Genomic DNA, 15,897 nt, shown 5'->3' with positions numbered 1-15,897 from the left:
TCAAAGGAATACTCCTGACGAGGAGTATTCATATTACTGGCTGTGTTTCGGCACGCTGTTGAGTTCTCAAAGAACACGCGCTCACCGAGGTCGATCTCCGTTTCCGGAGACTTCCTAGCGGGGCTGGTGTGTCTCAAGCTTATTTGGTGTTTCTCGCCGGTGTCAAATCGGCCTCTAGGAGGCTTTCTCTCTCCGGCTTGTGCCCCGCTCGTTCCGGTTTTGATTTCCGGCCCGTTCCGCGCTGGCAGAGAGAACATTACACAAGCCCGTTTCGATCTCCAAATCGGGGGGTCCCAGTAGCCGCGAAACGTGCGACTACCAGGACATATGCGGTACGTCAGGGTGCCGTAGGCCCGACATCGGCCTTCGTGAGCGGCCGACGGACGGCCGCAACGTTGTACTCATCAGCCCCGACATCCGGCTTCCCCACCCGAGGCTGTGGGTCGAAGTCCGCCGTCACGTACGGGAACGAGGCGGCAGACGCGTCCACGGCAGGACTCCCCGGCGACAACCGCAGCAAGCCGGCCGAGTCCCGCACCAACCGCGGGTCGACGGTGCGATACCCGCCGGACGGCATCCCGGCAGCTCCGCCGAACACGATGTTGCCCTCGTACCGCACGACCGAGCCGGACTTCATGTCCACGAACTTCGCGGACGACCCGGTGATGACGTTGTTGGAGAGCACGCAGTCCTTCGGCAGGAACGCGCCACCGTCGCTGTCCACCACCGCCCCGGTGCCGATCAGCGTGTTGAACGCGACCGTCACCCGGTCCGGCCGGTCGTGCAGCTTCGACGTCGGCCCGGAGTCGGCCTCCTTGCCCGACCCGAACACCAGCTGCCGGTCCCGCCCGCCCTCGACGTAGTTGTTGATGATCCGGTGGTCGTTGCCGTGAAACCGGATGCCGGTGCCGAGCAGGATGTTGCCGTCCACCAGCGTTCGGTCGCCGTGGCGCAGCACGAGGAAGCCGCGGCTGTCGCGCATGGTGTTGTGCCGCACGACGTTGTCCGACGACTTGACCGAGATCGCTTCGGAGTCGCCGTTCGCCTTCTCGAAGAGGTTGTGCTCCAGCAGCGTCTGGGCTGACCCCTTCTGCCGGTCGCTGTTGCCGATGCGGACCGACTCACCGCCGTTGCCGCCGCTGAACCGGTGGTTGAAGAAGTAGTTGTGGTGCGCCCACGTCCGTTTGGCCATACCGCCGCGCGGACCGCCCACGTGCAGATAGACGCCCTCGTTCGTGCGGTTCTGGAACGTGTTGTGGTCCACCTCGGCGTCGTCGCCGTTCACCTCGACGAAGCCGCCGGCGTCATCGGGCACGACCGGCACGTTCAACTCGAAGGTGTTCCGCGTGATCCGCACCCGGTTCACGCCGACGGGTACCGCGAGCCGTCCGTCGTGCCGCAGGTCGAAGCCCTCGATCACCACCTGCGCAGATCCGGCGGCGAACACGAAGCCCGCCTTGCCGCGGATCTGCACCTTGCCGACGTGCTCGGCGGCGACCGTGAAGCCGGAGCGGCGGATCGTGATCGCGCCGGACGACGTGTACGTGCCGTCGGCGAGCTCGATCCGGTCGCCCGGCTGGGCCTTGTCCAGTGCCGTCTGCAGCGCGGCCAGCGATGTCACCCTGGTGACCGTGGTGGGCGCGGGCACCGCCGCACCCACCACGATCAACAGGCCGGCTAAGAGGACGTTCACGGCGCCGAGACGCCGACGTCGGCCTTCGTCAGCGGCTTGCGGGTCGCCGACGTGCTGTACTCGTCCGCCCCGACGTCCGGCTTGCCGGAACGGGACTGCGGGTCGAAGTCGCGCGTCACGTAGGAGTACGTGCCGACCGAAGCCTCGATCGCCGGGCTGCTCGACGCGAGGCGCAGCAGGCCGTTGCTGTCACGCACGAGCTTCGGGTCCGCGGACTTGTAACCGGACGACGGCATGCTGCCGCCGGAGCCGCCCCAGATGAGGTTGCCCTCGTACTTCACGGTCGAACCGCTGTGCATGTAGACGACACCGCCCGACGAGCCGCGGATGATGTTGTTCGCGAGCACGCAGTCCTTCGGCTTGAAGTCACCGCCGTCGCTGTCCACGACCTCGCCGGTGCCGATCAGCGTGTTGAACGCGACCGTCACGCGATCCGGGCGGTCGTGCAGCTTCGAGGTGGGGCCGCTGTCCGCTTCCTTGCCCGAGCCGAACACCATCGCGCGGTCACGGGTGTTCTCCACGTAGTTGTTGTAGATCTTGTGGTCGTTGCCGTGGAACCGGATGCCGCTGTTGAACAGCAGGTTGCCCTCGACCGTGGTGCGGTGGCCGTGGCGCAGCACGATGTAGCCCTTGCTGTTGCGGATCGTGTTGTAGCGGACGGTGTTGTCCGACGCCTTGACCGAGATGGCCTCGGCGTCACCGTCTGCCTTTTCGAACAGGTTGTGCTCGATGGTCGCGTACGCGGACTTCGACTGCTTGTGGCTGTAGCCGAGCCGGATCGACTCGCCGCCGTTCGAGCCGGAGAACTGGTGGTTGTAGAAGTAGTTGTGGTGGACACGGGTGCGCTTGGCGATCTCGTCGCCGGGCCCGGTGATCTGCAGGTACACGCCCTCGTTCGTGCGGTTCTGGAACGTGTTGTGGTCGACCTGCACGTCGTCGGCGCTCACGCTGAGCGAGGCGCCGTCCTTGTTGCCGGAGTACGTGTTGCGGGTGATGCGGGTGGCCTGCGCCTCGACCGGCACGTCCAGCGTGCTCGTGCCGTCGAAGACGAAGCCCTCGATGGTCACGTTCTGGACCTTGCCGAGCCGGAAGCCACCGCTGGTGAACACCGTGCCGCCGACGGTCTGGGCGGCGATGGTGATGCCGGACCTGGTGACCTCGACCGGCTGGGTCAGCCGCAGGCCGTTCGCGAGCACGATCCGCTGACCAGGTCGAGCGGTGTCGATGGCGGCCTGCAGGGAGGACGCGCTCGACACGCCGACAACAGCGGCGTACGCGGGCACGTGGACGAAGGACGACAGCAGGGCGGCCGCGCCGACGGCGGCCAGTGATCGGATCATTCGCCAACTCCGTTGATGGGCGAGCTGACGGCGGTAGTCGTAAGTTACCGCAAGATTCCGGCAGGTGGTGCAGTTCGATACAAACCAAGGGCCGTATCGACCGAGCGCAGGCGATCCAGTTGTCCGATGTCTGCGAGTGGGAACCACTGGGCGAGGTCGGTCGTGCCGCCTACCTCGTGGCGTAGTTCGCCACCCACGATCCGGACCTCGTACATGATCCGCAGCGCGTGGTAGTCGCGTTCTGGCTCCTCGCGGAACTCGGAGTCGATGCCGAGCAGCCGCAGCACCTCGACCTCGAAGCCGGTCTCCTCCTCGAACTCCCGGATGACCGCGTCGTACGGGTGCTCGCCGTGGTCGAGGCCGCCGCCGGGGAGGATCCAGTGTTTGCCCTCTCGGGCAATGAAGCGCGCGAGCAGGATCTCGTCGTCCTCGTTGATGCACACCCCGTACGCGGCCACGCGCTGCTTCTTCGCCTTCATGCGGATCAGCCTAGCTGGCGATCATGGCGAAAAAGTGATATCACTTAGATACTACTTCGCTAGGGGGTCTGGATGGTCGAGACAACAGTGCACATGCCGGCACCTGCTGTGCGTGAGAAGCACGCACGGGAGCTGCCCGGTCTGCCGATGTTCTTCGCAGGACTGGTGGTGTTCGCGGTGGGCGTGTGGATGCTGGTGGACGGCGTGATCAACGTGGTGGACGTGGATTTGACGCCGTCGCCCGCGATCCTGATCCTCGTGGTGCTGCTGTTCCTGGCGGCGGCGCTGATCATGAGGGGCCTGTTCACCGTCGCGCCCGGCGAGGCGCGGGTGCTGCAGTTCCTCGGCCGGTACGTGGGCACGGTGCGCACGGACGGGCTGCGGTGGGCGAACCCGATCACCACGCGCGAGAAGATCTCGACCCGGATCCGCAACCACGAGACGGCGACGCTGAAGGTCAACGACGCGGACGGCAACCCGATCGAGATCGCCGCTGTCGTCGTGTGGCAGGTGGAAGACACCGCGCGCGCACGGTTCGAGGTGGACGACTTCGTGCGGTTCGTCGGCATTCAGACGGAGACCGCCGTACGGCACATCGCGACCAGCTACCCGTACGACAACCACGAGGAAGTCGGGCTGTCGCTGCGGGAGAACGCGGACGAGATCACCGAGACGCTCGCGATCGAGATCTCGGCACGCGTGCAGTCCGCAGGCGTGAAGGTGATCGAGTCGCGGCTCACGCATCTCGCGTACGCGCCGGAGATCGCGCACGCCATGTTGCAGCGGCAGCAGGCTTCGGCCGTCGTGGCAGCACGGACCCGGATCGTGGAAGGCGCCGTCGGCATGGTCGAGCTCGCGCTGCACCGGCTCGCCGAGCAGGACGTCGTCGAGCTCGACGAGGAACGCAAGGCGGCGATGGTCTCGAACCTGCTCGTCGTCCTGTGCGGTGACCGCTCCACCCAGCCCGTGGTGAACGCCGGGTCGCTCTACACCTGATGGCTGAGCGTAAAAGCGTTCTGCTCAGGCTCGATCCGGCCGTGCACGACGCGTTGAGCAGGTGGGCGAACGACGAGCTGCGCAGCACGAACGCGCAGATCGAGTTCCTGCTGCGACGTGCGCTGGCGGACGCGGGCCGGTTGCCCGGCGAGGCGAAGAAGATGCCTCGCCGAGGCAGGCCGCCGAAGAAGGCCGAACCGGACGAATAGTGCGTACGGTGGGGTGGGTGGATCTCCATGACGCACGATCGCTCGCGTCGGCTCTGCGGGGGTTGTTCGACGAGGCCAGGAACCTGGTCTCCGAGGACGCGGAGTCGACGCTCGTCCGGATGGTCACGGGGCATCTCGGGTGCCCGATGACGCAGGTACCGACTGTGACGGCGAGGTTCGAGGGCTGGGAGCACGCGAACGTGCACCGCGGCATCGAGGCCTACCTCGCCGACCACTCGCCTGAGGCGGAGTGGCACGGCATCAGCGGCAACAAGATGCACATGTCCGTTGTGGACATGCTGGGCGCACAACACCAGCACTTCAGCTTCGAGCTGGGTGCGGTCGACTACATGACCGTGGCGACCGGCCCGGACACCACGATCGACGCGGTGCAGCTGGGCCTGGTCGCCACGTTCGCGCCGGACGGCTCACCGGTGGTGGTCGCCGTGCAGGGCCCGCACGAGGAACGCGGCGACTTCCGCTGCACCCTCCAGGTGCTCGCGGGGACCAGGGAGGCCTCGGCCGCCGTGCGGGAGGCGATCGAACGGCACATGCGCGAGCACGACCTGTTCCGCGGCCAGGTGATGGCGTTCGGGATCAGTGAGCACCGGGGGAACCAGCTGCTCACGTTCCTGCCCCGGCCGGCGCTGCGACCGACGGACGTGGTGCTGCCGGACGGGGTGCTGGACGCGATCGAACGCCACGTCGTGCGCACGGCGTCGCAAAGTGACCGGCTGCGCGCGCATGGGCAGCATCTGAAGCGAGGGCTGCTCTTGTACGGGCCGCCGGGCACTGGCAAGACGCACACCGTCCGGTACCTGATGGGACGCCTTGAGTCGACGACGGTGCTTCTGCTGAGCGGTGTCGCGATGCTCCGCTACCTGCGCGCCGCCACCTCTCTCGCGCGACGACTCGCGCCGTCGGTGATCGTGGTCGAGGACGTCGATCTGATCGCGCAGGACCGTTCGCACACCCATGACGGCAACCCCGTGTTGTTCGAGCTGCTGAACGAGATGGACGGCATCGGTTCCGAGGCGGACGTGACGTTCGTGCTCACCACCAACCGCGTCGAGGTCATGGAGAAGGCGCTGTCCGAACGGCCGGGGCGCATCGACCTCGCGATGCAGGTGCCGCTACCGGACGAGGTGGGCAGGGAACGGCTGCTGCGGCTCTACGCGGCGGGCACGGAGCTCGACCTGCCGGACGCCTCTTCGATCGTGGCGGCCAGCGACGGCGTGACGGCGTCGTTCGTGAAGGAACTCGTGCGGCGGGCGACGTTGACGGCGCTCGACGACCAGCCCGGCGTTGCCCGCGTCCGGCTGGACGAGGCGGCGATCGGGGCGGCACTGGCTGATCTGCTCGACGAAAAACAGGCGTTGACGCGCAGTCTGCTGGGTGGCTGAACAGGCGTTTCACCAGCATGAAACCGCTTCCACGGAGTTCCTCCGTTCGGCGGGTGTGCTGCCCGACTCCTCCACGCGATCGTGTGCGGCGGGCGCACGGGAACGTGGAGGAGTCTTGTCTTTGTTTTCCCGCAAGCGCGCCGGTTTCGGCGTGCTGGGCGTTGCTGTGCTTATCGCGTCGCTGACACCGGCAGGTGGTGTGGCGGCGGGCAAGGAGATCTATCTGGACGCTCGGGCGTCGACCGAGCGGCGGGTCGAGGACCTGCTGCGGAGGATGTCGCTCGAGGAGAAGATCGGGCAGATGGTGCAGATCCGCGTCGGGAAGCTGCGCGGTGACTGCAACAACGTCAACGGGCCGTTGGTCGAGTCGTGTCTGAAGGCGGTGCTTTCGGACGCACACACGGGCTCGATCCTGTCCGGTGGTGGTGACGCGCCGGTCGACAACACGCCGCGTGCGTGGGCGGAGATGAACAACGCGATCCAGCGCTATGCGTTGGAGCACAACAGGTTGAAGATCCCGATCATCTACGGTGCTGATGGCGTGCACGGGCACAACAACGTCATCTCCGCGACGATGTTCCCGCACCAGATCGGCCTTGGCGCCACGTGGAATCCCACGCTGCAGGAGCAGATCGGTGTGTCCGCGTCGAAGGCGTTGCGCGCCACTGGTGTGTTCTGGAACTTTGCGCCGGTGTCGGACATCGCGCGTGACACGCGTTGGGGGCGTTACTACGAGACGTACAGCGAGGATCCGTTCCTCGCCGGGCAGTTGGCCGCCGCGAACGTGCGCGGGCAACAGTCGCGTGTGGACGACACGGCGCAGTTGACCGCTACTGCCAAGCACTTCGCGGGCTACTCGGCACCGGCGAACGGGCACGACCGTGCGGCCGCGCAGATTCCGATCCGCCAGTTGCAGGACGTCGTGCTGCCGTCGTTCCAGGCGCAGTTCGACGCGGGTGTGCGCACAGTGATGATCAATTCCGGGTCGGTCAACGGCGTGCCGGTGCACGCGTCGAAGTACATGCTGCAGAAGCAACTGCGTGAGCGCATGGGCTTCAAGGGCGTGGCGGTCTCCGACTGGCAGGACATGAAGTACCTGGTGGACCGGCACAAGGTCGCGCCGGACTACAAGACGGCGATCGCGATGAGCGTCAACGCCGGCGTGGACATGGCGATGGAGCCGTCGAACGCGGCGGAGTTCACGTCGCTGCTGCTGGCGAACGTGCGCGACGGGTCGGTGTCGCGCGGGCGGATCGACCAGGCGGTGCGGCGGGTGCTGAAGCTCAAGTTCGACCTGGGGCTGTTCGAGAAGCCGTACGTGGACCCGGCCAAGGCTGAGGGCAATGTCGTCGGTGTCGACCGGTCGTTGGCGCGTCAGGCCGCCGCTGAGGGCACGGTGCTGATGAAGAACGACGGAGTGCTGCCGCTTTCCGGCGGTGCGAAGAAGATCGTCGTGACCGGGGAGACCGCGGACGACGTGCGACGCCAGCTCGGTGGCTGGACCGTCGAGTGGCAGGGCGTTCCGGACGACTCGCCGTTGCCGCCGACCGCGACCGTGCTGACCGGCGTGCGTGAGGCCGCTCCGGGTGCGTCAGTCGTGCACGCTGCTACGCCTGCGGCTGCTGCTTCGGAGGCTGCCGGTGCGAACGCGGTCGTCGTCGTCCTGGGTGAGAAGCCGGGTGCGGAGGGTCCTGCCGACACGGAGAACCCGGTTTTGACGCCCGAGCAGCAGGCGTGGGTGGACGCGGTGCAGGCCACCGGCAAGCCGGTGGTCGTGGTGCTGCTGACCGCGCGTCCGCAGGTGCTCGGGGCGGCGGCGGACGCGAACGCGCTGGTCGCGGGCTGGTTGCCGGGCAGCGAGGGTGGCCGGGCGATCGCCGACGTGCTGTTCGGCGCGGTGAACCCGAGCGGCAAGCTGCCGATCTCGTGGCCCAAGGCGTTGGGCGACCCGACGCTGACCTACGACCAGTTGCCGGGTGCGAACACATCGGCCGGGGCCAAGTACGACCCGCTGTACACGTTCGGCCACGGGCTGTCATATACGTCTTTTGCGACCTCGGGGGCTTCGGTGTCCGTAGATCGTCGGGACGGCGTGGTGAAGTTCACGGTGGCGAACACCGGTGGGCGTGCGGGCACTGTCGTGGTGCCGGTCTACGTGCGCCAGCCAGCCTCGCCTGTTCTGACGCCTGACCAGCGGTTGGTGGGCTGGACGCGCGTCGAACTGGCTGCCGGACAGTCGAAGCAGGTCGAGGTGTCGTTCAAGCTCTCGCAGCTCGCGCTGACCGTGGGCGACGTGGACGGCGACGGGCGGCGTGAAGTCGCGCGCGGTGCGTACGAGGCCGTGGTGGGGGCCGAGCGGGCCGGGTTCGTGGTGCGCTGAGCTGGCCTGATATCCTTCGTCGTCGTGAACGCGCGGCGCTCCGCCGTGGAGGAGAGCCAGCTCTGGCTGGTGCCGACCAAGCGCGTCACGAACTCCGGTTTCGACACAGAAGGGTGATGTCGCATGGCGAACATCAAGTCCCAGCTCAAGCGGATCAAGACCAACGAGAAGGCGCGTCTGCGCAACAAGTCGGTCAAGTCGTCCCTCAAGACGGCCATCCGCAAGTTCCGCGAGGCTGCCGAGGCCGGTGACAAGGCGAAGGCCCTGGAGCTGCTGCAGGACGCGTCCCGCAAGCTCGACAAGGCCGCCACCAAGGGTGTCATCCACGCCAACCAGGCCGCCAACAAGAAGTCGGCGATGGCCCTGCGCGCGAACGCGCTCTGAGCCTGAACAACTTCTTCGAAAGGGCCCGCTCTCCGTTGAGCGGGCCCTTTTCGCATCTCTGGTAGCGGTTCGGGTTGGGGTGCGTGCCAACGTTCGGGCCGGTCGAGCCCGGTCACGAGGTGCCGTGGCACCGCCGGGGCGTACTCAGTCCGGCGGATGGACTGCCGATCCGGTTGCGCGGTAGGGATAGGTCCCATGGAATCGCTTCCGCGCATTGACTTCGTGGAACTGCACGACCTCGACCGCACGCCGGCCGTGTTGCGCACGCTGCACACGGAGTCCATCGCGTTCATCTACCGGCTGACGGATGCCGCGCGGGAGTACTCGGTGCCGTTGTCGCTCGCGTTGCGGTCGGGGGCGGACCACCGGATCGTGGATCTTTGCGCTGGTTCTGGCGGGCCGGTGCCGCTGATCCAGCGCCGGCTGCACCGCGAGGGTGTGCACACCCAGGTGACGTTGACGGACCTGGTGCCGAACGTGCCTGCGTTCCAACGGGTTCAGGCCGGTCACCGCCGAGCGCTGCCCTCATGTTGCTCCGTGGACTACGTCGCTTCTTCGGTTGACGCCACGGATTGCCGGGTGGAGGGGACGCGGACGATCTACGGCGCTTTCCACCACTTCCCGCCGCCGCTCGCCCGGCGCATGCTGCAGAACGCCGTCGACACCCGGTCGCCGATGGTCGTCGTCGACACGAAGCGGTCGTTGCTGTACGTGCTGGTGTTCCCGTTCCTGACGACGTTGGCCGCGCTGCTTTCCGCGCCGTTCCAACGGAATCCGTTACCGCGCTGCCTGCTGCGGCTGGCGCTGACCTACTTGGTGCCGGTACTGCCGTTCATGATGTTCTTCGACAGCGTCGTGTCGTTCCTGCGCATGTACGGGCGCGGGGAGCTGCGCCGGATGGTCGACGGTCTGGACAACACCGAGTCGTTCACGTGGCAGATCGGCGTCGTGCCGGGCTTCACCGGAGCCCAGTACCTGATCGGGATTCCACGGTGGGGTCTCACTCGCGTGGAGTGAGACCCCTGTTCGCTTCGTCATCGACGCCGCTCAACGACGGCCGTGCGCGGCCACGATCTTCAGCACCGCGCGCTCCAGCGCGTAGTCGGGGTCGGCTGCCACGCCCTTCACGTCGGCGTTGAGCCCCGCGACCACCTGCATCGCGTCGGCAAGCCCCGACTGGTCCCAGCCGCGGGCCTGGGCCTGCGCCTTCTTGATCTTCCACGGCGGCATGCCGAGCGGGCCGGCCAGGCTGAACGGGTCGGCCCGGCCCACCGCGGACACGCGCGCGACCGTGCGCACCGCGTCCGCCAGCGCGTCGGCGACGAGCACGTGCGGCACGCCCAGCTGCATCGCCCAGCGCAATGCCTCCATCGCGCCCGCCCGGTCACCGGTCACGGCCTTCTCGGCGACCGCGAACCCGGTCACCTCGGCCTTGCCCTGGTGGTAGCGACGGATCTCCTCGACCGTCACCTTGCCGTCGGTGTCGGACACGAGCTGGGACGCCGCCGCAGCGAGCTCACGCAGGTTCGTGCCCACGGCGTCGATGAGCGTGGCAACGGCCTCGGGGTCGATCTTGCCGCCCGCCCGCCGCACCTCGTTGCGCACGAACGCCTCCCGATCACCGGGCTTGGTGACCTTGGCGCACTCGGTGACCGCGGCACCGGCCTTCTTCAGTTGTCCGGGCAGGTCCTTGGCCGCCTTGCTGCGACCACCGCCCGTGTGCACGACGACGAGCGTGACCCCGTCCGCGGGCGCCTTGACGTAGGAGAGCACCGTGTCGGCGATCTCCTTGCTGATGTCCTGCGCGTTCTGCAGGACGATCACGCGCCCCTCCGCGAACAGCGACGGGCTGACCAGCTCAGCCAGCTCCGGAGGCGTGAGATCAGTCACCTGCACACGGGTCAGATCGGCGGTCGGATCGGCCTCGCGGGCGGCCTCGAGAGCCGCTCGAACAGCACGTTCGACCAGCAACTCCTCCTCGCCGACGACGAGGTGCAGTGACTCCGGTGCGCTCACGCTCCGCATCCTCCCACGTCCCGGATCGTGGACGTTGGTGGCTGAGCAACGGACGGTTGCCGTAGCTTGGTAGCCACAACTGAACACCGCTCATCCAGAGGGGCAGAGGGACCGGCCCGAAGAAGCCCCGGCAACCGGCGTCAGCGCCGCAGTGCATCACTGCGCGCAGACGATCACGGTGCCAATTCCGACCCGTTCGATTTCGCGGGAAAGATGAGGAGATACCTCGCGATGACTGCTGTCTCTGTGCCCACGAGCACCAAGTTCGACCTCGGCCCTGCCCGCGCACTGCTGTGCCGGGAATGTGGGAATGAAACTCCTCTCGCTCCTGAGTACGCCTGTCTCGAGTGTTTCGGGCCGCTGGAAGTGGCCTACGACTTCGGCAAGATCCGGCGCGAGGACATCGAAGCCGGCCCCAGGTCGATCTGGCGCTACCGCGGCCTTCTCCCCGTTCCGTCCACTGTGGAACAGCACCCGAACACCGACCCCGGCGGCACCCGCCTGGTCGAGGCCGGCAACCTCGCCAAGGCCCTCGGCGTCCGCAAGGTCTGGGTGAAGGACGACACCGGCAACCCCACCCACTCCTTCAAGGACCGCGTGGTCGGCGTGGCCCTGGCCGCCGCCCGCGAGCTCGGCTTCAAGGTGCTGGCCTGCCCGTCCACCGGCAACCTGGCGAACGCCGTCGCCGCAGCCGCCGCCCGCGCGGGCTGGCAGTCGGTCGTTCTCGTCCCCTCCAATCTCGAGCGCGCCAAGATCCTGATGAGCGCCGTCTACGAGGGCGCCCTGATCGCCGTCGACGGCAACTACGACGACGTGAACCGCCTGGCCCAGGAACTCGCCGCAGAGCACGAGGACTGGGCGTTCGTGAACGTCAACGTCCGCCCGTACTACGCGGAAGGCTCGAAGACCCTCGGCTACGAGGTCGCCGAGCAGCTCGGCTGGCGCCTGCCCGACCAGATCGTGGTGCCGATCGCGTCCGGCTCGCAGCTCACCAAGGTCGACAAGGCGTTCCGCGAGCTCGGCCAGCTCGACCTGGTCGAGGCCACCCCGTACCGCGTGTTCGGCGCCCAGGCCACCGGCTGCTCGCCGGTGTCCGCCGCGTACAAGGAAGGCCACGACGTCATCCGCCCGGTCCGCCCGGACACGATCGCCCGCTCACTGGCGATCGGCGCCCCGGCCGACGGCCCCTACGTGCTCGACGCGGTCCGCCGCACGGGCGGTGCGATCGAGGACGTCACCGACGAAGAGGTCGTCGAGGGCATCAAGCTCCTCGCCCGCACCGAAGGCATCTTCGCCGAGACCGCCGGCGGCGTGACCGTGGCGACGGCGAAGAAGCTGATCGAGGCGGGCCAGCTCGACCCGGACGGCGAGACCGTGCTGCTGATCACCGGCGACGGCCTGAAGACCCTCGACGCGCTCGGCGACACGATCGGCCCGCGCGCGACGGTGCCACCGTCGGCCGAGGCCGTCATCAAGGCGCTGGCCTAGTCACCTCCTTCCGGTCCGGGGACGCTTTTCGCGTCCCCGGACCTCGGTTGTTCAGAAGGAAATCGCCTCCGTCTGCATCCACCCGGTGCGCGGGAAGGGTTTCAGGCCGTCCATCACGTGCGGCCCGATCGGCTCGACCTCCGCGCGCCACGCCACAACTCGTTGCGGCCACGGGTTTTCCACCTTCAGCACGTTGTAGTGGTGGTCGTGCCAGTCGTGCGGCGCGATCCTCAGCTCGTCGTCGAACAACTGCTCCGAGACGAGGTCGTACACCTCCTCCGGCTTGGCGGCCTCGGTGGGCGGCAGCACGTGCGTGACGACCGCCCGGTAGGTGAGGGCACGGCTGCCGTCGGCGAGTGTTTCGCAGATGTAGTAACCGAAATCGGGTTTGAGCTCGTCGTGCGGCCACGGCGTCGCCGCGTAGTTCGTCTGCCAGATCGCCCAGGCAAGTCCAGGCGTGCCACCGGGAACCGGGTGACGCGGGTCGTACAACCTGATCCAGACCATCCTCTTCTCCTTCTCACTATTCGGTTTCCCGGCAACACCGCCAGGTCGCCGTCCTTGTCCGTGCGCAACACCAACGCACCTCCCGCCCGCAACGTGTCGATCACGTGCTGGCTGGGATGCCCGTACCGGTTGCCCGTGCCCACGCTCACCAGCGCGATCCGCGGCCGCGCGGCCTTGAGGAACGCGGGCAGCGAGTACCGCGAACCGTGGTGCGGCACCTTGAGCACCTCGGCCTCGAGCCCTCGCTCCCCCAGCAACGCCGACTGTCCGGCCAGTTCGACGTCACCGGTGAGCAGCACGCGGCCCGCCCTGGTGTGCGCCTTGAGCACGAGCGAGTAGTCGTTGACCGTCGTGTTGGTGTCGTCTGCTGTCGGCGGCCGTCGCGGCCCCAGCACCTCCACCGCCAGTCCGGGCCAGGCAAACCGCTCGCCTGCCTTGGGTTCCACGACCCGCACACCGTGACTGCGGGCCTGCTCGGTCACCTCCTTCCACGCCCACGCGGGCTCTTTGAGCGGACCCACGGCGATCCCGCCCACCGCACGCCCGGTGAGCACCGCAGGCAGGCCCTGCACGTGATCCGCGTGCAGGTGGGTCAGCACGACGAGCGGAATCCTCTTGATTCCCAACGTCTTCAGACATCGGTCGACAGCTCCGGGATCAGGCCCGGTGTCCACCACGACGGCACGGTCCAGGTCGTCGGTCGCCAAGACCAGCGCATCGCCCTGGCCGACGTCGCAGGCGACGACCTTCCATTGGTCGGGCGGCCACGTCGGCGCCACAACCTTCATCGGCACCAACACAACAAACCCGCCGACCAACACCGCGACGATCAACGTCCGCGTCTTCTTGCGCCGCAGCAACAACACCACCACCACCGCAGCCGCCGCGAGCGCAATCGCCCCGATCCAGCCTTCGGGCCAGCCGACCGACGCACCGGGCACGGTCGCCGCTTGCCGCCCGACCTGGACCAGCCAGGTCACCGCAGGCCCCGCGACGTGCACGACGAGCTCGGCGGCCGGCTGGTACAGCGGCGCAACGGCTGCCGCCGCCACACCCAGCACCGTCGCCGGCGCGACCACCGGTCCGGCGACCAGGTTCGCGACGATCGCCACGAGGCTCACCTGGCCCGACAATCCGGCGACGAGTGGAGCCGTCGCCAGGCTCGCCGCCGTTGGCACGACGATCGCCTCGGCCAGTCCGCTCGGCACTCCGCGTGCCTTCAGCGCTTTCGACCACTTCGGCGCGACGAGCACCAACGCAGCCGTTGCCACCACGGAGAGCGCGAACCCCGGATCGCCGCCCAGCGCCGGATCGATGAGCACCAGGGCTATGACGGCAGCCGCGAGACTCGGGAGCGTCGACCGTCGCCGCCCCAGCACCAAGGCCAGCAACGTGACGGCACCCATGACCGCCGCTCTGAGGACGCTCGGCTCGGGACCTGCCAGGACCACGAACCCGATGAGCGCCGCCATCGCTGTGGCGGCCGCCGTTCGTGGACCGGCTCGGAGCCGCTTCGCCAGCAGGTAGACCGCGCCGCACACGATGGCGAGGTTCGCGCCGCTCACCGCGAGCAGGTGCGCCAGTCCGGCGGTGCGGAACTCGTCGACGATGCGCGGCACCATCTGGTCGGTGTCGCCCACCACGAGCGCCGGCAGGAGCCCGGCTTCCTCGTCGGGGAGGACCGCACTGGCCTCGCGCAGGCCGTCGCGGAGGTGATCGGCCCAGCGTTGCCAGATCGGTGGCGGCTGCGGGTCGATCGGCGGGCCGCGAACCCTGAGCAGCGCCGAGGCCAGGTCGCCGCCGCGGGGTGGGGCGAGCGTGCCTTTGACCGTGACCTTCTGGCCTGGCAACAGGTTCCGCCACTTGTCGGCCGGAGCCAGCAGGACCAGTTGGGCGCCGTTGGCGGTCGCGGTCATGACCACGTGGTCGACGCCTGCCTGGTGGCCGCCGAAGCCTGCGGCTCTGATGCCTCTTGGTCTGGTGGTGAGTTCGGCGGTCAGGGTCGTGGCGCGGCCTTCGTTGGCGGCCAGGCGGAGCGGGTGGGTTTCGGCTCTCAGGACGTTGCTGCCCACCCAGGCTGCGGCGATCGGGCCGGAGATCAGGAGGGCTATCGCGCAGGTTCTGGTCCACCAGGCTCTGCGCCAGGCGGCCAGGCCGATGGCTCCCGCTGCGAGGCCGGTGAGGACTGCTGCCTGCCAGTTGAGGAAGAGGCCGGCGATGGCCGTCGTCCACACCGCTGCTGCGGCTGGGACCAGGCGGTAGTCGTGGGTTATCGGGTGTCTGCGGACCATCGGGGCCTCCGTTGGGTGGTGGGAGGCCTGGGGTCAGGGGTTGGGCTGCCTTGGCGTGGTTGAGGGGGTTCGGTTCTCGCGTTGAGGTGAGGGAGTGCGATGGCTTGGAGGGTGAGCACGGGTAGCCGGGTTTCCGGGTGGTGCCAGGTGATGTCGGGCTGTTGGTGTTCGGCTGTGCGGGTGGGCTTCGGGTGGCGACTTTCCGGCAGCGGGGGTGTGGGGCTGCTGTGCGAGCAGATGCCGGTGGACGGTGTGGTTTGGCGGGTTATGCGGATGGATCGCATGGCGGAACTCCTGCTGATGAGCCGAGATCGGCTGAGGTGGAAGGTGCTGAAGGCATCGCCCTGGTCAGGCGAGGTCGCTGCGCATAGGCGGCAGGGCGTTTGAGTGTTGGAGGTGGGGGCGGGCTTGGGCTGAGCGGTGGTGATGACTGCGCCGTTGGGCTGGGCAGAAATGCGGGGAGCTGGGTGGTGGCGTCGTCGGGTTCAGCTGTGGCTGTGTCGCCAGGCCGGGCGAGGACGGCATGGTTGAGCTGGGCATCGGAAGTCGCGACGCAGTCGGACTGGGTGAGGGCGGCGCGGCCGAGTCGAGCGGTGGCGACGTCGTCAGGCAAGGCGAGGACGGCATGGTTGAGCTGGGCGCCGGCGGGTTTCGGCTGTGTCTGAGGTTGCGGCGGGGTGGGCTGGAGGGTTGGAGCGGGCCAACAGCGAG

General features: G+C 68.0%; 13 protein-coding genes and 1 riboswitch. Of the genes, 7 read left to right on the top strand and 6 right to left on the bottom strand.

Features of this window, described 5'->3' with window-relative positions:
• Nucleotides 1-337 precede the first annotated feature (337 nt).
• From DI276_RS45185 to DI276_RS45175, 3 genes are read right to left on the bottom strand one after another with little or no spacing between them, the layout of a single operon-like run.
• Nucleotides 338-1,693, bottom strand: a complete 1,356-nt coding sequence (locus tag DI276_RS45185) for a polysaccharide lyase 6 family protein (protein ID WP_232837356.1) — start codon at nt 1,691-1,693, stop codon at nt 338-340.
• Nucleotides 1,690-3,033, bottom strand: a complete 1,344-nt coding sequence (locus DI276_RS45180; protein WP_112275731.1) for a polysaccharide lyase 6 family protein — start codon at nt 3,031-3,033, stop codon at nt 1,690-1,692. Before DI276_RS45180 ends, DI276_RS45185 begins: the two co-directional genes overlap by 4 nt.
• Before the next feature lie 44 nt (nt 3,034-3,077).
• Nucleotides 3,078-3,512, bottom strand: a complete 435-nt coding sequence (locus DI276_RS45175; RefSeq protein WP_112275729.1) for an NUDIX domain-containing protein — start codon at nt 3,510-3,512, stop codon at nt 3,078-3,080.
• Between the two features lie 72 nt (nt 3,513-3,584).
• Between DI276_RS45175 and DI276_RS45170 the strand changes: the two genes are divergently transcribed.
• The 6 genes from DI276_RS45170 to DI276_RS45145 all read left to right on the top strand — a co-directional run bounded on the left by DI276_RS45170 (nt 3,585) and on the right by DI276_RS45145 (nt 9,901).
• On the top strand, nt 3,585-4,508 hold the full coding sequence (locus DI276_RS45170) for an SPFH domain-containing protein (RefSeq protein ID WP_112275727.1): 924 nt from the start codon (nt 3,585-3,587) through the stop codon (nt 4,506-4,508).
• Nucleotides 4,508-4,717 carry a hypothetical protein gene (locus DI276_RS45165; RefSeq protein WP_112275724.1) on the top strand — a complete coding sequence of 70 codons (210 nt, stop codon included), beginning with the start codon at nt 4,508-4,510 and terminating at the stop codon, nt 4,715-4,717. The genes DI276_RS45170 and DI276_RS45165 overlap by 1 nt, the downstream gene beginning before the upstream one ends.
• A gap of 17 nt (nt 4,718-4,734) precedes the next feature.
• Nucleotides 4,735-6,120 carry an AAA family ATPase gene (locus tag DI276_RS45160; RefSeq protein WP_232837355.1) on the top strand — a complete coding sequence of 462 codons (1,386 nt, stop codon included), beginning with the start codon at nt 4,735-4,737 and terminating at the stop codon, nt 6,118-6,120.
• A gap of 115 nt (nt 6,121-6,235) precedes the next feature.
• Nucleotides 6,236-8,500: a beta-glucosidase gene (locus tag DI276_RS45155; RefSeq protein WP_157985351.1), complete on the top strand. Its 2,265-nt coding sequence runs from the start codon at nt 6,236-6,238 to the stop codon at nt 8,498-8,500.
• A 123-nt stretch (nt 8,501-8,623) separates the two neighbouring features.
• Nucleotides 8,624-8,884, top strand: a complete 261-nt coding sequence (gene rpsT, locus DI276_RS45150) for a 30S ribosomal protein S20 (protein WP_112275720.1) — start codon at nt 8,624-8,626, stop codon at nt 8,882-8,884.
• Between the two features lie 195 nt (nt 8,885-9,079).
• Nucleotides 9,080-9,901, top strand: a complete 822-nt coding sequence (locus tag DI276_RS45145; protein ID WP_112275718.1) for a class I SAM-dependent methyltransferase — start codon at nt 9,080-9,082, stop codon at nt 9,899-9,901.
• 30 nt (nt 9,902-9,931) lie between these two features.
• Here DI276_RS45145 and holA read toward each other — a convergent pair whose 3' ends face one another.
• Nucleotides 9,932-10,909, bottom strand: coding sequence for a DNA polymerase III subunit delta (holA, locus tag DI276_RS45140; RefSeq protein WP_112275716.1), 978 nt, complete (start codon nt 10,907-10,909; stop codon nt 9,932-9,934).
• A gap of 78 nt (nt 10,910-10,987) precedes the next feature.
• A riboswitch (SAM riboswitch) is annotated at nt 10,988-11,120 on the top strand.
• 11 nt (nt 11,121-11,131) lie between these two features.
• On the opposite strand from holA, the gene thrC reads away from it, so the two are divergent.
• Nucleotides 11,132-12,388 carry a threonine synthase gene (gene thrC, locus DI276_RS45135; RefSeq protein ID WP_112275714.1) on the top strand — a complete coding sequence of 419 codons (1,257 nt, stop codon included), beginning with the start codon at nt 11,132-11,134 and terminating at the stop codon, nt 12,386-12,388.
• A 51-nt stretch (nt 12,389-12,439) separates the two neighbouring features.
• Here thrC and DI276_RS45130 read toward each other — a convergent pair whose 3' ends face one another.
• Nucleotides 12,440-12,661 (bottom strand): hypothetical protein, encoded by a 222-nt coding sequence (locus DI276_RS45130; RefSeq protein ID WP_112275712.1) that lies wholly within the window; start codon nt 12,659-12,661, stop codon nt 12,440-12,442.
• On the bottom strand, nt 12,619-15,186 hold the full coding sequence (locus tag DI276_RS45125) for a ComEC/Rec2 family competence protein (RefSeq protein ID WP_112275710.1): 2,568 nt from the start codon (nt 15,184-15,186) through the stop codon (nt 12,619-12,621). Before DI276_RS45125 ends, DI276_RS45130 begins: the two co-directional genes overlap by 43 nt.
• Nucleotides 15,187-15,897: the final 711 nt, after the last annotated feature.

The sequence above is a fragment of the Lentzea terrae genome (genome assembly GCF_003265345.1).
GTDB classification, from domain to species: Bacteria; Actinomycetota; Actinomycetes; order Mycobacteriales; family Pseudonocardiaceae; genus Lentzea; species Lentzea terrae.
The sequence above is the reverse complement of the archived record's forward strand: the minus strand, read 5'-3'. Positions and strand labels throughout refer to the sequence as shown.